Source organism: Variovorax sp. DAIF25 (assembly GCF_050711835.1).
Lineage (GTDB): Bacteria > Pseudomonadota > Gammaproteobacteria > Burkholderiales > Burkholderiaceae_C > Variovorax.
The window spans coordinates 2,105,699-2,125,395 of the sequence record NZ_CP136636.1 but is presented as its reverse complement, the minus strand read 5'-3'; the positions used below and the strand labels follow the sequence as shown (position 1 = coordinate 2,125,395).

Genomic DNA, 19,697 nt, shown 5'->3' with positions numbered 1-19,697 from the left:
GCGCTGTAGCCCTTGTAGCTGCCGAAGCCCACGCCCACGGTCTTCTCGCCGGGGTAGAGCGTCGGCAGGTAGGTGCCCGACATCGCGAACGCCATCGCCGTGCCCGAGTAGGCGACGCGCGCCACGTCGCCGATCTGGTTGCGCACGTCGGTCAGCTGCTGCACGTTGACCGCGTCGCCCGGCAGGATGCCCGGTGCCACGTTGCTGATGCGCGTGCCGCCCGCCGCCTGGCCGGCGCCCAGCGTGATCTGGTTGTAATTGACCGACCCGTCGGGGTTGGTCTCGTATTGCACGCTGCTGGCCTTCGAAGCCGCCGAGGCCGCCTTGAGCTGCGCCACGTTGGTGGCGTCGCTGTCGGCCGAGCCCGCGGCCACGCCGGTGATCTGGCGGAACTGGCCGTTGGCCGCATCGCCGACCGACACCGCGCCCTGCGTGCTGGTGGTGGCCTTGATCGCCGCCTCCTGCGCCGCGGTGGCGCTGCCTGGCACGTAGCCGGCCACGCCCGCGCCCCTGGAAGCCACCGAGCCCGAGCCCAGGGCCACGCCGCCGGTCTGCTGGACCACCGCGTTGAAGCCGACGGCCGTGCCGTTCGAGACGTTCGACGCCGCGCTCCTCGAGGTGCCGCCCGCATCCGCGCCGTCGCCGATCGCGACGCCCTTGCCGCCCGCGCTGGCACCCGCACCGATCGCCTGCGAGCCGGTGGCCAGTGCCCCGGTACCGATCGCGATCGCGTTGGTGCCCGTGGCCTGCGCCCCGAAGCCCACCGCCACCGCGCCGTCGGCCGTCGCCTTCGCGCCGTTGCCCGCGGCGAAGGAGTTCGCGCCGCTGGCCACCGATTGCGGTCCGATCGCCACCGACTCCTTGCCGATGGCCTGCGAGTCGCCTGCCGTCGAATTGGCGTGGAAGTACTTCGTGCCGTTGTTGTAGATGTTGGTGACGGTGCTGTTGGTGGTGCTCAGCCCCGTCGACAGGCTGCCGATGCCGCTGACCGACCCGCTGATGCTCGTCGACAGGCTGCTGAGGTTGCTGTTCGTCGTGCTCAGGCCGCTCGACAGGCTGCCGAGACCGCTGGTGACGGTGCTCAGGCCGGTCGAGGTCGAGGTCGACAGGCTGGAGACGTTGCTGTTCGTCGTGCTCAGGCCCGACGACAGGCTGCCGATGTTGCTGGTCGCGGTGCTCAGGCCGGTCGACAGGCTGCTGATGCTGCTCGTGGCCGTGCTCAGACCGGTCGAGGTGGATGTCGACAGGCTGTTGATGCTGCTGGTCGCCGTGCTCAGTCCGCTCGAGGTGGACGTCGACAGGCTGTTGATGCTGCTCGTCGCCGTGCTCAGGCCGCTCGAGGTGGACGTCGACAGGCTGTTGATGCTGCTCGTTGCCGTGCTCAGGCCGCTCGACGTGGACGTCGACAGGCTGCCGATGCTGCTCGTCGCCGTGCTCAAGCCGCTCGACGTGGACGTCGACAGGCTGCTCACGGTGCTGTTCGTCGTGCTCAGGCCGATCGACAGGCTGCCGATGCCGCTGCTCACGGTGCTCAGGCCCACCGACAGGCTGCCGATGGAGCTGGTCGCCGTGCTCAGGCCGGTCGAGGTCGAGGTCGAGAGGCTGTCGATGTTGCTCGTGGCGGTGCTGAGACCCGTGGAGGTCGAGGTCGACAGGCTGTCGATGCTGCTCGTGGCGGTGCTCAGGCCGGTCGACGTGGAGGTCGACAAGCTGCCGATCGAACTCGTTGCGGTGCTGAGGCCAGTCGACGTCGACGTCGAGAGGCTGCTGACGCCGCTGGTGGCGGTACTCAGGCCGGTGGACAGGCTGTCGATGCTGCTCGTGGCGGTGCTCAGGCCGGTCGACGTGGACGTCGACAGGCTGCCGATGGAGCTCGTTGCGGTGCTGAGGCCAGTCGACGTCGAAGTGGACAGGCTGCCGATCGAGCTCGTCGCGGTGCTCAGGCCGGTCGACAGGCTGCCGATGCTGCTGGTCGCCGTGCTCAGGCCCGTGGAGGTCGAGGTCGACAAGCTACCGATGGAGCTCGTTGCCGTGCTCAAACCGGTCGACGTGGAAGTCGACAGGCTGCCGATGGAACTCGTCGCCGTGCTCAGACCCGTGGACGTCGAAGTCGACAGGCTACCGATCGCGCTGGTGGCAGTGCTCAGACCGGTCGAGGTCGAGGTCGAGAGGCTGTCGATGGAGCTCGTCGCCGTGCTCAGGCCGGTTGACAGGCTGCCGATGCTGCTGGTCGCCGTGCTCAGGCCCGTGGAGGTCGAGGTCGACAAGCTGCCGATGGAGCTCGTTGCCGTGCTCAAACCGGTGGACGTCGAGGTCGAGAGGCTGCCGATGCCGCTCGTGGCGGTGCTCAGGCCCGTCGAGGTGGACGTGGACAAGCTACCGATCGAACTCGTCGCCGTGCTGAGGCCGGTAGACGTCGAGGTCGAGAGGCTGCCGATGCTACTCGTGGCAGTGCTCAGACCCGTCGAGGTTGACGTGGACAAGCTACCGATCGAACTCGTCGCCGTGCTGAGGCCGGTAGACGTCGAGGTCGAGAGGCTGCCGATGCTACTCGTGGCAGTGCTCAGACCCGTCGACGTCGACGTGGACAAGCTACCGATCGAACTCGTCGCCGTGCTGAGGCCGGTAGACGTCGAGGTCGAGAGGCTGCCGATGGAACTCGTCGCAGTGCTCAGACCCGTCGACGTCGACGTGGACAAGCTACCGATCGAACTCGTCGCTGTGCTGAGGCCGGTAGACGTCGAGGTCGAGAGGCTGCCGATGCTGCTCGTGGCTGTGCTCAGACCCGTGGAGGCCGACGTCGACAAGCTGCCGATGGAACTCGTTGCCGTACTCAAGCCGGTGGACGTCGAGGTCGAAAGGCTGCCGATGCTGCTCGTGGCTGTGCTCAGACCCGTCGAGGTCGAGGTAGACAAGCTACCGATCGAGCTGGTCGCCGTGCTCAAGCCAGTCGACGTGGAGGTCGAAAGGCTGCCAATGCTGCTCGTGGCAGTGCTCAGACCCGTGGAGGTCGAAGTCGACAAACTGCCGATGGAGCTCGTGGCCGTACTCAAGCCGGTGGACGTCGAGGTCGAGAGGCTACCGATGGAACTCGTCGCAGTGCTCAAGCCCGTGGAGGTCGAGGTCGACAGGCTGCCGATGCTGCTGGTCGCTGTGCTCAGGCCCGTCGAAGTGGACGTCGACAGGCTACCGATCGAGCTCGTCGCCGTGCTCAAACCGGTCGACGTGGACGTCGACAGGCTGCCGATAGAGCTGGTGGCCGTGCTCAGCCCCGTCGAGGTCGACGTGGACAAACTGCCAATGGAGCTCGTCGCGGTGCTCAGGCCGGTCGACGTGGAGGTCGACAGGCTATCGATGCTGCTCGTGGCGGTGCTCAGGCCTGTCGAGGTCGAGGTGGACAAGCTACCGATCGAACTCGTTGCCGTGCTCAAGCCAGTCGACGTGGAAGTCGAGAGACTGTCGATGCCGCTCGTGGCCGTGCTCAGGCCCGTCGAAGTCGACGTGGACAGGCTGTCGATGGAGCTCGTTGCCGTGCTGAGGCCAGTGGACGTCGAGGTCGACAGGCTGCCAATGCTGCTCGTGGCCGTGCTCAGACCGGTCGAGGTCGATGTGGACAAGCTACCGATCGAACTCGTTGCGGTGCTCAGACCCGTCGAGGTGGACGTGGACAGGCTGCCGATCGAGCTCGTTGCCGTGCTCAGGCCAGTAGACGTCGAAGTCGACAGGCTATCGATGCTGCTGGTTGCGGTGCTCAGCCCCGTCGAGGTCGACGTGGACAGGCTGCCAATGGAACTCGTTGCCGTGCTCAGGCCAGTAGACGTCGAAGTCGACAGGCTATCGATGCTGCTGGTTGCGGTGCTCAGCCCCGTGGAAGTCGAGGTGGACAGGCTACCAATGCTGCTGGTGGCAGTGCTCAGGCCAGTAGACGTCGAAGTCGACAGGCTGTCGATGCTGCTGGTCGCGGTGCTCAGACCCGTCGAGGTCGACGTGGACAGGCTGCCAATGGAACTCGTTGCGGTGCTGAGGCCAGTCGACGTCGAAGTCGACAGGCTATCGATGCTGCTGGTTGCGGTGCTCAGCCCCGTGGAAGTCGAGGTGGACAGGCTACCAATGCTGCTGGTGGCAGTGCTCAGGCCAGTAGACGTCGAGGTCGAGAGACTGTCGATGCTGCTCGTCGCAGTGCTCAGACCCGTGGAGGTTGAGGTGGACAAGCTACCGATGGAGCTTGTCGCCGTGCTCAGGCCCGTAGAGGTCGAAGTTGACAGGCTGTCAATAGAGCTCGTTGCCGTGCTCAGACCCGTCGAAGTGGATGTCGACAAGCTATCGATGCTGCTGGTCGCAGTGCTCAGACCCGTCGAGGTGGACGTGGACAGGCTGCCAATGCTGCTCGTGGCGGTGCTCAGCCCTGTCGAGGTCGACGTCGAGAGGCTACCGATCGAGCTCGTTGCCGTGCTCAGGCCAGTCGAAGTCGATGTCGACAGGCTGTCGATACTGCTCGTCGCAGTGCTCAGGCCGGTGGATGTCGAGGTCGACAAGCTACCGATGGAGCTCGTTGCCGTGCTCAAGCCAGTCGACGTCGAAGTCGACAGGCTATCGATGCTGCTCGTGGCGGTGCTGAGTCCGGTCGAGGTCGACGTGGACAGGCTACCGATCGAGCTCGTTGCCGTGCTCAGGCCAGTCGAAGTCGATGTCGACAGGCTATCGATGCTACTGGTCGCGGTGCTCAGGCCCGTAGAAGTCGACGTGGACAGGCTGCCAATGCTGCTCGTGGCGGTGCTCAGACCGGTTGAGGTCGACGTGGACAGGCTGTCGATACTGCTGGTCGCGGTGCTCAGGCCCGTGGAGGTCGAGGTGGACAGGCTACCGATGGAGCTCGCCGCGGTGCTCAGCCCCGTCGACGTGGAGGTCGACAGACTGCCGATGCTGCTCGTGGCCGTGCTCAAACCGGTTGACGTCGAGGTCGACAAGCTGTCGATGCTGCTGGTCGCCGTGCTCAGACCCGTCGAGGTCGACGTGGACAGGCTACCGATCGAACTCGTTGCCGTGCTCAGGCCAGTCGACGTCGAAGTCGACAGGCTATCGATGCTGCTGGTCGCGGTGCTCAGACCCGTGGAGGTCGAGGTGGACAGGCTACCGATGGAACTCGTGGCCGTGCTCAAGCCCGTCGAGGTCGACGTCGACAAGCTGCCGATGGAGCTTGTCGCCGTGCTCAACCCGGTCGACGTGGAGGTCGACAGGCTGTCAATAGAGCTCGTTGCCGTACTCAAGCCAGTCGATGTCGAGGTCGACAAGCTACCGATGCTGCTGGTCGCGGTGCTCAGACCGGTCGACGTGGACGTCGACAGGCTACCGATCGAACTCGTCGCAGTGCTCAACCCCGTGGAGGTCGAGGTCGACAGGCTGTCGATAGAGCTCGTTGCCGTGCTCAGGCCGGTCGACGTGGAGGTCGAGAGGCTGCCGATCGAACTCGTCGCGGTGCTCAAGCCGGTGGAGGTCGAGGTCGACAGGCTGTCGATACTGCTGGTCGCGGTGCTCAGGCCCGTGGAGGTGGAGGTGGACAGGCTACCGATGGAGCTCGTCGCAGTGCTCAGACCGGTCGACGTCGAGGTCGACAAGCTGTCGATGCTGCTCGTCGCGGTGCTCAGACCCGTTGAGGTCGAGGTGGACAGGCTACCGATAGAACTCGTCGCCGTACTGAGCCCAGTCGACGTCGAAGTCGAGAGGCTGCCAATGCTGCTTGTAGCGGTGCTGAGACCGGTCGAGGTCGACGTCGACAGGCTGCCGATCGAGCTTGTCGCCGTGCTCAACCCGGTCGAGGTGGAAGTCGACAGACTGTCAATAGAGCTCGTTGCTGTGCTCAAGCCGGTGGACGTCGAGGTCGAAAGGCTGCCGATGGAGCTCGTTGTCGTGCTCAAGCCGGTGGACGTCGAGGTCGAAAGGCTGCCGATGCTGCTGGTCGCCGTGCTCAGGCCCGTCGAAGTGGACGTGGACAGGCTACCGATCGAGCTCGTCGCCGTGCTCAAACCGGTCGATGTCGAGGTCGACAAGCTACCGATGCTGCTGGTCGCCGTACTCAGACCGGTCGACGTGGAAGTCGACAGGCTATCGATGCCGCTGGTCGCCGTGCTCAGCCCCGTGGAGGTCGACGTGGACAAGCTGCCAATGGAACTCGTCGCGGTGCTCAGGCCGGTCGACGTGGAGGTCGAGAGGCTGCCGATCGAACTCGTCGCGGTGCTCAAGCCAGTGGAGGTCGAGGTCGACAAGCTGCCGATGCTGCTCGTAGCCGTGCTCAGGCCCGTCGAAGTGGATGTCGAAAGGCTATCGATCGAGCTGGTGGCCGTGCTCAGGCCGGTCGAGGTCGAGGTTGACAGGCTACCGATCGAGCTCGTTGCGGTGCTGAGACCGGTCGAGGTCGATGTCGACAAGCTACCGATCGAACTCGTCGCCGTGCTCAGACCCGTCGATGTCGAAGTCGAGAGACTGCCGATGCTGCTGGTCGCCGTGCTCAAGCCGGTCGAAGTCGACGTGGACAGGCTGCCAATCGAACTCGTCGCAGTGCTCAGCCCGGTCGACGTCGAGGTCGAAAGGCTGTCGATGCTGCTGGTCGCGGTGCTCAGGCCCGTGGAGGTCGAGGTGGACAAGCTACCGATGGAACTCGTGGCCGTGCTCAAGCCAGTCGATGTCGAAGTCGACAGGCTATCGATGCTGCTCGTGGCAGTGCTCAGCCCCGTCGACGTGGAAGTCGACAGGCTGCCGATCGAGCTGGTTGCCGTGCTGAGGCCAGTCGACGTCGAGGTCGACAAGCTATCGATGCTGCTCGTCGCAGTGCTCAGACCCGTGGAGGTCGACGTGGACAGGCTGCCGATGGAACTCGTTGCCGTGCTGAGGCCAGTCGACGTCGAAGTCGAGAGGCTGTCAATGCTGCTGGTTGCAGTGCTCAGGCCCGTCGAAGTCGACGTGGACAAACTGCCAATGGAGCTCGTTGCAGTGCTGAGGCCAGTCGACGTCGAGGTCGACAGACTGTCGATACTGCTGGTCGCGGTGCTCAGGCCCGTGGAGGTGGAGGTCGACAGGCTACCGATGGAGCTTGTCGCAGTGCTCAGACCGGTCGACGTCGACGTGGACAGGCTACTGATCGAGCTCGTTGCCGTGCTCAGACCCGTCGAAGTCGACGTGGACAGGCTACCGATCGAACTCGTTGCCGTGCTCAGGCCAGTCGATGTCGAAGTCGAAAGGCTATCGATGCTGCTCGTCGCGGTGCTCAGACCGGTCGAGGTCGATGTGGACAGGCTGCCAATCGAACTTGTCGCAGTGCTCAGGCCAGTCGATGTCGAAGTCGAAAGGCTATCGATGCTGCTCGTCGCGGTGCTCAGACCGGTCGAGGTCGATGTGGACAGGCTGCCAATCGAACTTGTCGCAGTGCTCAGGCCAGTCGACGTCGAGGTCGACAAGCTGCCGATCGAGCTGGTGGCCGTGCTCAGACCCGTCGAGGTCGACGTGGACAGGCTACCGATCGAGCTCGTCGCCGTGCTGAGGCCAGTGGACGTCGAGGTCGAGAGGCTGCCGATGCTGCTCGTGGCCGTGCTCAGACCGGTCGAGGTCGATGTGGACAGGCTGCCAATCGAACTTGTCGCAGTGCTCAGACCCGTCGACGTCGAGGTCGACAAGCTGCCGATGGAACTCGTCGCAGTGCTCAAACCGGTCGAGGTCGAGGTAGACAGGCTGCCGATCGAGCTCGTTGCAGTGCTCAGGCCAGTCGATGTCGAGGTCGACAAGCTATCGATGCTGCTGGTCGCCGTGCTCAGACCGGTCGACGTGGACGTCGACAGGCTACCGATCGAACTCGTCGCGGTGCTCAACCCCGTGGAGGTCGAGGTGGACAGGCTACCGATGGAACTCGTGGCCGTACTCAGCCCCGTCGAAGTCGAGGTCGACAGGCTGCCGATCGAACTCGTTGCAGTGCTCAGGCCGGTCGACGTCGAGGTCGACAAGCTACCAATGGAACTCGTCGCAGTGCTCAAGCCGGTGGAGGTCGAGGTCGACAAGCTGCCGATCGAACTCGTTGCCGTGCTGAGGCCCGTCGACGTCGAAGTCGAGAGACTGCCGATGCTGCTCGTCGCGGTGCTCAGACCCGTGGAGGTCGAAGTCGACAAGCTGCCGATGGAGCTCGTTGCCGTGCTCAGACCGGTCGACGTCGAGGTCGAAAGGCTGCCGATAGAACTCGTCGCCGTGCTCAAGCCGGTCGACGTAGAAGTCGAGAGGCTGCCGATGCTGCTGGTCGCGGTGCTCAGGCCCGTGGAGGTCGAAGTCGACAAGCTGCCGATGGAGCTCGTGGCCGTGCTCAAGCCGGTCGAGGTCGAGGTCGACAGGCTGCCGATGCTGCTGGTCGCAGTGCTCAAGCCCGTGGACGTCGAAGTCGAGAGACTGCCGATGCTGCTGGTCGCCGTGCTCAAACCGGTCGATGTCGAGGTCGACAAGCTACCGATGCTGCTGGTCGCCGTGCTCAGACCCGTGGAGGTAGACGTGGACAAGCTGCCAATGGAGCTCGTCGCGGTGCTCAGGCCGGTCGAGGTCGAGGTTGACAGGCTACCGATCGAGCTCGTTGCGGTGCTCAAGCCGGTCGAAGTCGACGTGGACAGGCTGCCGATCGAACTCGTTGCAGTGCTCAGGCCGGTCGACGTCGAGGTCGAAAGGCTGTCGATGCTGCTGGTCGCAGTGCTCAAGCCCGTAGACGTCGACGTCGAGAGGCTACCGATGGAGCTCGTTGCAGTGCTCAAGCCGGTGGAGCTGGAAGTCGACAAGCTCGACACGCTGCTGTTCGTCGTGCTCAGGCCCGACGACAGACTGCCGATGCTGCTGGTTGTGGTGCTCAGTCCGGTCGACAGGCCATCGATACGGCTGTTCGCGGTGCTCAGACCTGTGGAAGTCGAGGTCGAAAGGCTTCCGATCGAGCTGGTCGCAGTGCTCAGGCCAGTCGACGTCGAAGTCGAGAGGCTGCCGATGCTGCTGGTCGCCGTGCTCAAGCCGGTCGACGTCGATGTGGACAGGCTGCCGATCGAACTCGTTGCAGTGCTCAGGCCAGTGGACGTCGAGGTCGACAAACTGCCGATGGAGCTCGTTGCGGTGCTGAGACCCGTGGACGTCGAGGTCGACAGGCTCGACACACTGCTGTTCGTCGTGCTCAGACCCGAAGACAAGCTGCCAATCGAGCTGGTTGCGGTGCTCAGCCCCGTCGAGGTCGACGTGGACAAGCTACCGATGCTGCTCGTCGCCGTGCTCAAGCCAGTGGACGTGGAAGTCGACAAGCTGCCGATGGAGCTCGTCGCGGTACTCAGACCCGTGGAAGTCGAAGTCGAGAGGCTGCCGATCGAACTGGTGGCGGTGCTCAACCCCGTGGACGTCGAGGTCGACAGACTCGACACGCTGCTGTTGGTCGTGCTCAGCCCCGACGACAAGCTGCCGATGCTGCTGGTCGCGGTGCTCAAGCCAGTCGACGTCGAGGTCGACAGGCTGCTGATGCTGCTCGTGGCCGTGCTCAAGCCCGTGGACAGCGAGCCCGCCGTCGTGGACAGCTGTGACACGTTCACCGCGTCCAGCGCCTGGCTGCCCGCGGCCACGCCCGTGATCTGCCGGTTGCCGACGTTCACCTCGCCGCTGGAAGTCTGCGGAGCCGCCAGGCCGTAGGCGCTGTAGCCCGCCTGGGCCCCGCGGCTGGCCGTGGAGCCGCCTCCCAGTGCCACGCTGTCCGCAACGCTCGCCGTCGCGCCGGCGCCGATGGCGACGGTGTTGTCGGCACTGGCATTGGCCGTGTTGCCGAGAGAGATCGTGTTGCTGGCCGTGACGCCCTGCCCCGCACGACGCCCCATCGCGATGTTGTTGTTGCCGGTGACCCTTTGGCCCGCCTGGAAACCCGCGGCCAGGTTGTTGGCGCCCACGACGTCGGTGCCCGCGCTGCTGCCCGCGGCGAAGTTGTTGTCGCCACCCGAGACATTGGTGCCGCTGGCATCGCCGAGCGCCACGTTGTGGCTGGTGCTGACGTTGGTGCCCGAGGCCGTACCGACGGCCGTGTTGTTGATCGCCTTCGTGGTGGCCGATCCCACGCCGGCGCCGGCGCCGGCGCCGATGGCGGTGTTGTTCGAACCGAAGACGTTGCCGCCCGCGTTGAAGCCGAAGGCGGCGTTCAACGCACCCGTCACGTTCTGGCCGGCCAGGGAACCCACGGCGGCGTTGTTGCTGCCGTTCACGTTCGTGCCGGCCGAAATGCCGATGCCGATGTTGCCCAGGTTGCCCGACTGGCCGCCCGCGCCCGCGCCCTGGCCGATGGCCACGGTGCTCAGGCCGCTGGCCTGCGCGCCGTTGCCGATGGCCAGGCTGCTGTCTCCGAGAGCGTTGGAGTTCGGCCCGATGGCCACGCTGTCGGTGCCCACGGCCTGGCTGTCCGCAGCCGTGCTGTTGGCATGGAAATACTTGGTGCCGGTGTTGTAGATCGAACTGATCGACGAGCTCAGCGTGCCGATACTGCTGTTGGCGGTGCTCAGGCCCGTGGACAGCGAACCCACGCCGGTGGACAGGCTGCCGATGCTGCTGGTCGCGGTGCTCAACCCGGTCGACGTGGAGGTGGACAGGCTGCTGACACCGCTGATGGCCGTGCTCAATCCGGTCGACGTCGAAGTCGAGAGGCTCGACACGCTGCTGCTCGTCGTGCTCAGGCCCGACGACAGGCTGGTGATGCCGCTCGTCGCCGTGCTCAGACCCGTCGACGTAGACGTGGACAGGCTGCCGATGGAACTCGTCGCGGTGCTCAGCCCCGTCGAGGTGGAGGCCGACAAGCTGCGGATGGAACTCGTTGCAGTGCTCAACCCCGTGGAGGTCGACGTGGAGAGGCTGCCGACGCTGCTGGTCGCGGTGCTGAGACCCGTCGAGGTCGAAGTCGAGAGGCTCGACACGCTGCTGTTCGTCGTGCTCAACCCCGACGACAGGCTGCCGATGCTGCTAGTGGCTGTGCTCAAACCGGTCGACGTCGAGGTCGACAGGCTGCCGATGGAACTGGTCGCCGTACTGAGACCCGTCGACGCCGAAGTCGACAAGCTCGACACGCTGCTGTTCGTCGTGCTCAAACCCGACGACAGGCTGCCGATGCTGCTAGTGGCCGTGCTCAAACCGGTCGACGTCGAGGTCGACAGGCTGCCGATGGAGCTGGTCGCCGTGCTCAACCCCGTCGACGTCGAAGTCGACAAGCTCGACACGCTGCTGTTCGTCGTGCTCAAACCCGACGACAGACTGCCAATGCTGCTCGTCGCAGTGCTCAAGCCCGTCGACGTCGAGGTCGACAGGCTGCCGATGGAACTGGTCGCCGTGCTGAGTCCCGTCGACGTCGAAGTCGACAAGCTCGACACGCTGCTGTTCGTCGTGCTCAGGCCCGACGACAGGCTGCCGATGCTGCTCGTCGCAGTGCTCAAGCCGGTCGAGGTCGAGGTCGACAGGCTGCCGATGGAACTGGTCGCCGTGCTGAGACCCGTCGACGTCGAAGTCGACAGGCTCGAAACGCTGCTGTTCGTCGTGCTCAAACCCGACGACAGGCTGCCGATGCTGCTCGTGGCAGTGCTCAAGCCGGTCGACGTCGAAGTGGAGAGGCTGCTGATGGAACTGGTCGCCGTGCTCAACCCCGTCGAGGTCGACGTCGACAGGCTCGACACCCGGCTGTTCGTCGTGCTGAGGCCCGAGGACAGGCTGCCGATGCTGCTGGTCGCGGTGCTCAGGCCGGTCGAGGTCGATGTCGAGAGGCTGCTGATGCTGCTCGCGGTCGTGCTCATGCCCGTGCTCAGCTGCGCCACCGTCACGGCGTCCTGCAGCGCCGCGCCATCGGCCACGTTGGTGATGCGCCGCAGGGCGGACGACGAACCCACCGAGACTTCGGAGGCGGGTGCGTTGGTACCGGTGAGGAAGCCGTTGCCGGTCGGTCCCTTGGCGCCCGTCACGCTGCCCGCGCCCAGCGCGACGCTGTTGGCATAGGCGGCGTTGGCGCCGGTGCCCATCGACACCGCGTTCGAGCCCAGCGACACGGCGTTGGCGCCGAAGGCGATCGCGGCGTCGGTCACCGACAGGTCGGCCGACTTGACGACGGCGCCATTGCCGATCGCGATGCTGCGGGTGGTCCGGTCGTCGGTCGTGGCATTGCCGCCGATCGCGATCGAGGCGTTCTGGGGTGCCACGCCGATCTGGTCGGCGGATGCGCCGGTGCCCAGCGCGATGCTGCCGCCCCAGCTGTTCGCGTTGGTCCCGATCGCGATGGTGTTGACGTCGGTGTTCGAGCCGATGGCGGCGTTCTTGCCGATGGCGATGGCGCCATCCGCGATCGAGCGCGCGCCGGAGCCGAGCGCAACGCTGGCGTTGCCCGAGGCCAGCGCGCTTTGTCCGATGGCGACGGCGGCCGCGGCCGCGGCGTTCGCGCCGGTGCCGAAACCGATGGCATTGGCGGCCGATGCGCTGGCCGCGTCGCCGAAGGCGAGCGTGCCGGCCGCGGTGGCGTTGGACTTGTTGCCCAGCGCGACCGAGCCCTGTCCGATCGCATTGTTGGAATTGCCGATGGCCACCGCGCCGCTCGCCGCGGTCGTGCCGTCCAGGCTGCCGGCGGCGGTGTTGTTGGCACCCATCGTCACGGCACCGGTGCCGTTCGAGACGTTGGGATCGCCGATGGCGACCGCGCCGTCGCCCGTGGCCTTCTGGCCGCGGCCGATGGCCACCGCACCGCCCGCGGCGGTGCTGGAGTTCGCGGTCGTGCCCGACGAACCGATGGCGACGTTCTGCCCCGTGGCGCCACTGACGACGCCGTCGCCCTGGGCAATGCCGAATGCGCCGTTGACGATGGCACCGCGGCCGAGCGCGATGCCGGAGGTCGCCGCGGCCACGACGCTGGACTGGCCGCCGATGGCGATCGAATCGGCCGCGGCGGCGGATGCGCCGCCCACGGAATTCGTTCCGAGTGCCAGGGCGCCGGCGGCGGTAGCGCTCGCCGTGCGGCCCAGGGCCGAGGAGAAATCGCCCGTGGCCGTGGCCCCGGCACCGATGGCGGTGCTGCGATTGCCGTAGGCGTTCGCCACCGTGCCGACCGCCAGGGCATTCTCGGCGGCGGCATTCGAGGAATAGCCGAACGCCACGGAGTTCTTGCCCCAGGCCTGCGCGAACACGCCGAAGGCCGTGGAACTGCCGCCCCAGGCATTGGCGTTGTTGCCGAAGGCCGTCGAAGGCGCATTGCCTGCACCCACGGCATCGCCGCGCGCCGTCGCATTCGTGCCGAAGGCCATGTCGTTGCCGAAGGCGGCGTTGGCGCCGGCGCCGACGGCCGTCGCGCTGCCTCCGTTCGCCCTGGCGCCGGCACCGATCGCCAGGTTCTTCATGTTGCTGGACGCCACCGCATTCGCGCCGATGGCGATGCCCGAATCCGCGCCGCTTCCGACGCTGGCACCGCTTCCCAGGGCGATGGTGGCGAGCGACTGCGCATTGGCATTGAGGCCGATGGCGATGCCCGAATCGGCCGCGCTGCCGACGACGGCCTGGCCGCCGATCGCGACCGAGTTGGCGCCCAGGGCACGGGCCGCCGCGGTGCCGCTGGCACCGATGGCCGTTGCGCCGGTGCCGCTCGCGGTCGCGCCGGCACCCACCGCCGTCGCGTAGTTGGCGGTTGCGTTGGCGCCCACGCCGATGGCCGACGCATTGGTGCCGGTGGCGCCACCTTCGTTGCCACCGATGGCCAGGGCATTGGTGCCGCTCGCGTTGGCCTGGCCGCCGATCGCCACCGCGTCCTGCGCCGTGGCCTTGGCGCCGGTGCCGAAGGCCAGCGAATCGCCGCTCGTGGTGTTGGACGAGGCGACGGAGTTGGCACCGATCGCGATGGCGGTGCCCGCGCTGACCGCCGCCGCGTTCGCGCCCGCGCCGATCGCGATGTTGTTGTTGCTCGCAGCGAGGGCGTTCTGGCCCATCGCGATGCTGGCGATGCCGAAGGCATTGGCCTGGAGGCCGAAGGCCGAGGCGTACTGCCCGGCGGTCGATCCCATGCCGAACATGCTGGAGCCCTTGCCGCGCGCCGTCGTGAACGACCCGAACATCGTGACGCCCAGGAAGCCGCCGCCATTGGCCGAGCACCCGCCGACCACGGTCGAGTACACGCCGGAACCGTCGACCGGATCTACCGTCGCCGGGTAGGCCTTGCCGTCGGGACCGGTGTTCGCACCCGTGTTGCAGGCGCCGTTCGGCGGTCCGACGATGTAGGCGTTCGCGCTCCCCATCAAGCCGAAGGACGCCAGGGCGACGCTCAGCACGGCACCCGCGATCACCGCAGCCGAACTGCTGCGCTTGCCTCGGGCGGAAGTGATTTCCGAAGCGGCCACCCATGCACCGAGCGACTCATTCCAGATACTTCTATATGACTTGTTCATTGACTGCCAACTGCGTGTGGAATCTCAGGACCCGCGCGGTAGGTCCCAGGAAAAATGTGAAGGGTCGTGCTTGGCGCTCGTCGTCGAGATCCCAATCACCGCGCTGTTCACAAGAGCGGTGGAATGTACATACTTGTTTACATTCAGAACGCAACTAACCAAATTGCTCAAAAAGCTTCGATGATTTAGTTCACAAAAAAGGACACAAATTAGCATTCACATTGATTAACAATTGTCTCCTGAAGGTGAAAGCACCGCGAAAACATAGAATCCCCCCAGCGCTCGAAACGGGGCGGCAGATGCGACGCAAGTTCTTGTTTCATAAGGACTTTCTCTTCAACTACGTGGAATTAATTCACATTGACACTTGTAAGCACCACCTTGGGCGAGTGAGTAAGAAAGCACACTCGATGCGCGCCGACCTGGAACTTGTTCACGGATCCATTTATTCATCCGTGATTTATTTCTCGCCATAAAGCGCAGATGACGCCAATTAACAATTGGGCAACAAAAGTGAATTCAAACGACTCCCTCCGCATCGGCATCACCATCGGTCTTCACCACGAAGCCGAAACCCTCTGGAACAACGGCATCAAGCAGAACGCCGTGTTCCTGGCCGAGGCGCTCAAGCACTGCCCCGGCGTGGCGTCGGTGGTGCTGGTCAACACCACGGCCACGCCGATCACGCCGGTCCTGCCCTGGGACCAGGCGCGCTGGCCCACGACGAACTTCGAGGGCGCCAAGGACCAGGTCGACGTGCTGATCGAGCTGGGCGGCCAGATCGACCACCTGCAGACCGACTACCTCAAGCAGCGCGGCGCCCGGCTGGTGTCGTACTGCTGCGGCTTCGAGTACGTGCATGCGATGGAGTCGATGCTGTTCAACAAGCCGCTGTGGGGCCGGAACCTGTTCGTCAACCAGCGCTACGACGACATCTGGATGGTTCCGCAGGTGGCGCACATCAGCCAGCCCTACTTCGAAGTGCTGCGCCGGATCGAGGCGCGCGCCGTGCCCTTCGTCTGGAGCCCGGTGTTCCTCGAGGAGCGCACGCGCGGGCTGCCCGAGAACGGTGTCTACCAGCCGCGCGTCGGCCCGCGGCGCCTCAGCGTGATGGAGCCGAACATCAACGTGGTGAAGTTCTGCCTCTACCCGATCCTGGTCGCCGAACTGGCCTACCGCGCGCGGCGCGAGGCGATCGCGCTGCTGCAGGTGGCCAATGCCGAGAAGATGGCGCGCGAGAACATGGAATTCATCACCCTGATGAACCAGCTCGACCTGGTGCGCGAGCACAAGGCCGTGTTCCTGGGCCGGCACGACACGCCGACCTTCCTGGCGCAGAACACCGACATCGTGATCTCGCACCAGTGGGAGAACCCGCTCAACTACTTCTACCTCGAGACCTGCTGGCAGGGCTATCCGCTGGTGCACAACGCCCACCTCTGCGCGGACCTCGGCTACTACTACGAAGCCAACGACGTGGCCGCGGGCAGCGCGCGCGTGCTCGAGGCGATCGACGCGCACGATGCGCAGTCGCTCGCCTACCGCGAGCGCCAGCGCGGCCTCATCGACCGCTACCTGCCCGGCAACGCGGCCGCCACCGAGGTGTACAACACGCTGCTGCTCGGCCTGATGCAGCGCCCCGTCCGATAACCGGAGCCGCCATGCTCGAACCTTCCGCCCTTCAACGCTTCTTCCCCGTGGTCGTCACGCCAAGCCACGACGGCAAGTTCTTCCAGAACTACGTGATGTCGATGATGAACTTCGCCATCGAGGCCGAACGCGCCGGCATGCGGATGCAGGTGCTGTTCCACCAGGGCGAAAGCCTCGTGACCCGGGCGCGCAACAACTGCGTGGCCCAGTTCCTCGCCAACCCCGAATGGACGCACCTGTTCTGGATCGACGCGGACATCGGCTTCTCGCCGCAGGCGGCGTTCCGGCTGCTGCTCTCGGACTACGAGATCGCGGCCGGCGTCTACCCGCTCAAGCGCGAGGACTGGCCGCCGGAAGGCGTCGCGGCCGGCACCACGCGCGCGCAGTTCGATGCCACCTTCACGCGCTACACGGTCAATGCGAGCGCCTCCGAGGCCAGCGGCAAGGTCGAGCTCGAGGTGCAGCCCGACGGCTTCATGAAGATGACCGAGGCGCCCACGGGCTTCATGGCAATCAAGCGCGGCGTGTTCGAGCGGCTGATGGCGAGCTACCCCGAGCTCAACTACGTGCCCGACAGCATCGGCGAGGCCGACCGCGGCCTTCACTACCGCTTCTTCGACGTGATGGTCGACCCCGTGACGCGCCGCTATCTCTCGGAGGACTACGGCTTCTGCCGCCTCTGGTCGGGCCTGGGCGAATCGATCCACATCGATGCCAACTCCAACCTCACGCACCAGGGCGCCAAGCTCTACCGCGGCGACTTCGCGACCTCGCTGCTGACCTCGCTGCCGCATGCGGTGGGCGGCCCCGCGGGGGTGTCCATGGAACTGACGGGCACGCAGTACCTGCATCCGAACCACCCGCCGACGCTCTGAGCGCCGACACCATGAAAAAAGCCCCGCGGATGCGGGGCTTCGTCGACGCGGGCCGGGCCGGCCCGAAGACCGTCCGGCCTGTCTTCAGGCTCAGGCCGTGACCGAATCGGCCACGTTCTTGTAGTCCTCGATCTTGTCGAAGTTCAGGTACTGGTAGATCTGCGCGCTGGACGCATCGAGCACGCCGGTGCTGGCCATGTACTCTTCCCGGGTCGGGATGCGGCCGAGGCGCGAGCAGATGGCGGCCAGTTCGGCCGAGCCCAGGTACACGTTGGTGTTCTTGCCCAGGCGGTTCGGGAAGTTGCGCGTGCTGGTCGACATGACCGTGGCGCCTTCGCGCACCTGCGCCTGGTTGCCCATGCACAGCGAGCAGCCCGGCATCTCGGTGCGGGCACCGGCATTGCCGAACACGCCGTAGTGGCCTTCCTCGGTCAGCTGCTGCGCGTCCATCTTGGTCGGCGGCGCGATCCACAGCTTGACCGGGATGTCGCGCTTGCCTTCGAGCAGCTTCGACGCGGCGCGGAAGTGGCCGATGTTGGTCATGCACGAGCCGATGAACACTTCGTCGATCACGGCACCCGCCACGTCGCTCAGCGTCTTCACGTCGTCGGGGTCGTTCGGGCAGGCCACGATGGGCTCGTGGATCTCGGCCAGGTCGATCTCGATCACGGCCGCATAGTCGGCGTCGTCGTCGCCCTTGAGCAGTTGCGGGTCCTTGAGCCAGGCTTCCTGCGCGGCGATGCGGCGCTGCAGCGTGCGCGCGTCGGCATAGCCCTCGGCGATCATCCACTTCATCAGCGTGATGTTGCTGTTGATGTATTCGATGATCGGTTCCTTGTTCAGGTGCACCGTGCAGCCGGCGGCCGAGCGTTCGGCCGAGGCGTCGCTCAGTTCGAAGGCTTGTTCGACCTTGAGGTCGGGCAGGCCCTCGATCTCGAGGATGCGGCCCGAGAAGATGTTCTTCTTGCCCTTCTTCTCGACCGTCAGCAGGCCGCTCTTGATGGCGTACAGCGGGATCGCGTTGACCAGGTCGCGCAGCGTGACGCCGGGCTGCATCTTGCCCTTGAAGCGCACCAGCACCGACTCGGGCATGTCCAGCGGCATCACGCCGGTGGCGGCCGCGAAGGCCACGAGGCCCGAGCCCGCGGGGAAGCTGATGCCGATCGGGAAGCGCGTGTGGCTGTCGCCGCCGGTGCCCACGGTGTCGGGCGTCAGCAGGCGGTTGAGCCAGCTGTGGATCACGCCGTCGCCCGGGCGCAGCGAAACGCCGCCGCGGTTGGCCATGAACTCGGGGAGTTCATGGTGCATCTTGACGTCGACCTTCTTCGGGTAGGCCGCCGTGTGGCAGAACGACTGCATCACGAGGTCGGCCGAGAAGCCCAGGCAGGCCAGGTCCTTGAGCTCGTCGCGCGTCATCGGGCCGGTGGTGTCCTGCGAGCCGACCGAGGTCATCTTGGGTTCGCAGTACGTGCCCGGGCGCACGCCCTGACCTTCGGGCAGGCCGCAGGCGCGGCCGACCATCTTCTGCGCCAGCGAGAAGCCCTTCTTGGTGTCGACCGGGCTTTGCGGCAGGCGGAACAGCGTGGAGACCGGCAGGCCCAGCGCTTCGCGCGCCTTGGCCGTGAGGCCGCGGCCGATGATCAGCGGAATGCGGCCGCCGGCGCGCACTTCGTCGAACAGCACGTCGCTCTTCACGGTGAATTCGGCGATGACCTGGCCGTCCTTCAGGGCCTTGCCTTCGTAGGGACGCAGCTCGACCACGTCGCCCATGTTCATCTGCGTCACGTCGAGCTCGATCGGCAGCGCGCCCGAGTCTTCCATCGTGTTGTAGAAGATCGGCGCGATCTTGCCGCCGAGGCAGACGCCGCCGAAGCGCTTGTTGGGCACGAACGGGATGTCTTCGCCGGTGAACCACAGCACCGAGTTGGTGGCGCTCTTGCGCGACGAACCCGTGCCGACCACGTCGCCGGCATAGGCCACGAGGTGGCCGCGCGCGCGCAGGTCCTCGATGAACTTCACCGGGCCGCGCTTGCCGTCTTCCTCGGGAACGATGCCGGGGCGCGCGTTCTTGTGCATCGCCAGGGCGTGCATCGGGATGTCGGGACGCGTGGTCGCGTCGGGTGCGGGCGACAGGTCGTCGGTGTTGATTTCGCCGGCCACCTTGAAGATGCTGACGGTGATGCTCTGCGGCACTTCGGGGCGGCTGGTGAACCACTCGGCATCGGCCCAGCTCTGCAGCACGCCCTTGGCGTTGGCATTGCCCTTGTCGGCCTTTTCCTTGACGTCGTGGAACTGGTCGAACATCAGCAGCGTCTTCTTGAGGCCCTCGGCCGCGACGGCGCCGACTTCGGCGTCGTCCAGCAGGTCGATCATGGGGCTGATGTTGTAGCCGCCGAGCATCGTGCCGAGCAGTTCGGTGGCACGGGCGCGCGTGATGAACGCGCTCTTCTCGGTGCCATGCGCCACGGCCGCGAGATAGCTGGCCTTGACCTTGGCGGCGTCGTCCACGCCCGCGGGCACGCGGTGGGTCAGCAGGTCGAGCAGGAAGGCACCGTCCTTGTCGTTCGCGCTCTTGAGGAGCTCGATCGCTTCAGAGGTCTGCTTCGCGCTCAGGGGCAGCGGCGGGATACCGAGCGCGGCGCGTTCGGCGACATGGTCAACGTAGGCTTGCAACATCTTCTTTTCTCCGGAAACTTGGGGCTGGAGGGCATGCGGCGCGGTGTTCGACCCGCCGTCC

10 protein-coding genes and 2 pseudogenes are annotated in these 19,697 nt (G+C 65.9%); 9 read left to right on the top strand and 3 right to left on the bottom strand.

The annotated features are described in order from the left end of the window. The first annotated feature begins 258 nt into the window (after positions 1-258). From R0232_RS09695 to R0232_RS09680, 4 genes are all read left to right on the top strand, one after another. Complete coding sequence (locus tag R0232_RS09695) at positions 259-492, top strand: hypothetical protein (protein ID WP_431511960.1); 234 nt, start codon at positions 259-261, stop codon at positions 490-492. A 75-nt stretch (positions 493-567) separates the two neighbouring features. Beyond that, positions 568-927 (top strand): hypothetical protein, encoded by a 360-nt coding sequence (locus R0232_RS09690; protein ID WP_431511959.1) that lies wholly within the window; start codon positions 568-570, stop codon positions 925-927. 51 nt (positions 928-978) lie between these two features. Continuing rightward, positions 979-9,684 carry a hypothetical protein gene (locus R0232_RS09685; RefSeq protein WP_431511958.1) on the top strand — a complete coding sequence of 2,902 codons (8,706 nt, stop codon included), beginning with the start codon at positions 979-981 and terminating at the stop codon, positions 9,682-9,684. Between the two features lie 33 nt (positions 9,685-9,717). Next, positions 9,718-10,485 carry a hypothetical protein gene (locus R0232_RS09680; protein WP_431511957.1) on the top strand — a complete coding sequence of 256 codons (768 nt, stop codon included), beginning with the start codon at positions 9,718-9,720 and terminating at the stop codon, positions 10,483-10,485. Between the two features lie 1,334 nt (positions 10,486-11,819). Here R0232_RS09680 and R0232_RS09675 read toward each other — a convergent pair. Next, positions 11,820-12,035 (bottom strand): annotated as a pseudogene (locus R0232_RS09675) (YadA family autotransporter adhesin); the annotation flags it as partial. Between R0232_RS09675 and R0232_RS09670 the strand changes: the two are divergent. From R0232_RS09670 to R0232_RS09660, 3 genes are all read left to right on the top strand, one after another. Then, entirely contained in the window at positions 12,028-13,089 is a 1,062-nt protein-coding gene (locus R0232_RS09670) for a hypothetical protein (protein ID WP_431511956.1), read from the top strand. The pseudogene R0232_RS09675 and the gene R0232_RS09670 overlap by 8 nt on opposite strands. A 108-nt stretch (positions 13,090-13,197) precedes the next feature. Continuing rightward, positions 13,198-13,674: a hypothetical protein gene (locus R0232_RS09665; protein ID WP_431511955.1), complete on the top strand. Its 477-nt coding sequence runs from the start codon at positions 13,198-13,200 to the stop codon at positions 13,672-13,674. A 27-nt stretch (positions 13,675-13,701) separates the two neighbouring features. Further along, on the top strand, positions 13,702-14,202 hold the full coding sequence (locus R0232_RS09660) for a hypothetical protein (protein ID WP_431511954.1): 501 nt from the start codon (positions 13,702-13,704) through the stop codon (positions 14,200-14,202). Between the two features lie 149 nt (positions 14,203-14,351). On the opposite strand, the pseudogene R0232_RS09655 reads toward R0232_RS09660, so the two are convergent. Continuing rightward, positions 14,352-14,435: pseudogene (locus R0232_RS09655) on the bottom strand (ESPR domain-containing protein); the annotation flags it as partial. A gap of 513 nt (positions 14,436-14,948) precedes the next feature. On the opposite strand from R0232_RS09655, the gene R0232_RS09650 reads away from it, so the two are divergent. Both R0232_RS09650 and R0232_RS09645 read left to right on the top strand, forming a co-directional pair. Beyond that, positions 14,949-16,085, top strand: a complete 1,137-nt coding sequence (locus R0232_RS09650) for a DUF2827 domain-containing protein (RefSeq protein WP_431511953.1) — start codon at positions 14,949-14,951, stop codon at positions 16,083-16,085. Between the two features lie 11 nt (positions 16,086-16,096). Further along, positions 16,097-16,960, top strand: a complete 864-nt coding sequence (locus tag R0232_RS09645) for a hypothetical protein (RefSeq protein ID WP_431511952.1) — start codon at positions 16,097-16,099, stop codon at positions 16,958-16,960. Between the two features lie 90 nt (positions 16,961-17,050). Here the strand turns inward: R0232_RS09645 and R0232_RS09640 are convergent, their stop codons facing one another. Then, complete coding sequence (locus R0232_RS09640) at positions 17,051-19,636, bottom strand: bifunctional aconitate hydratase 2/2-methylisocitrate dehydratase (protein WP_093348770.1); 2,586 nt, start codon at positions 19,634-19,636, stop codon at positions 17,051-17,053. Between the last annotated feature and the right edge of the window lie 61 nt (positions 19,637-19,697).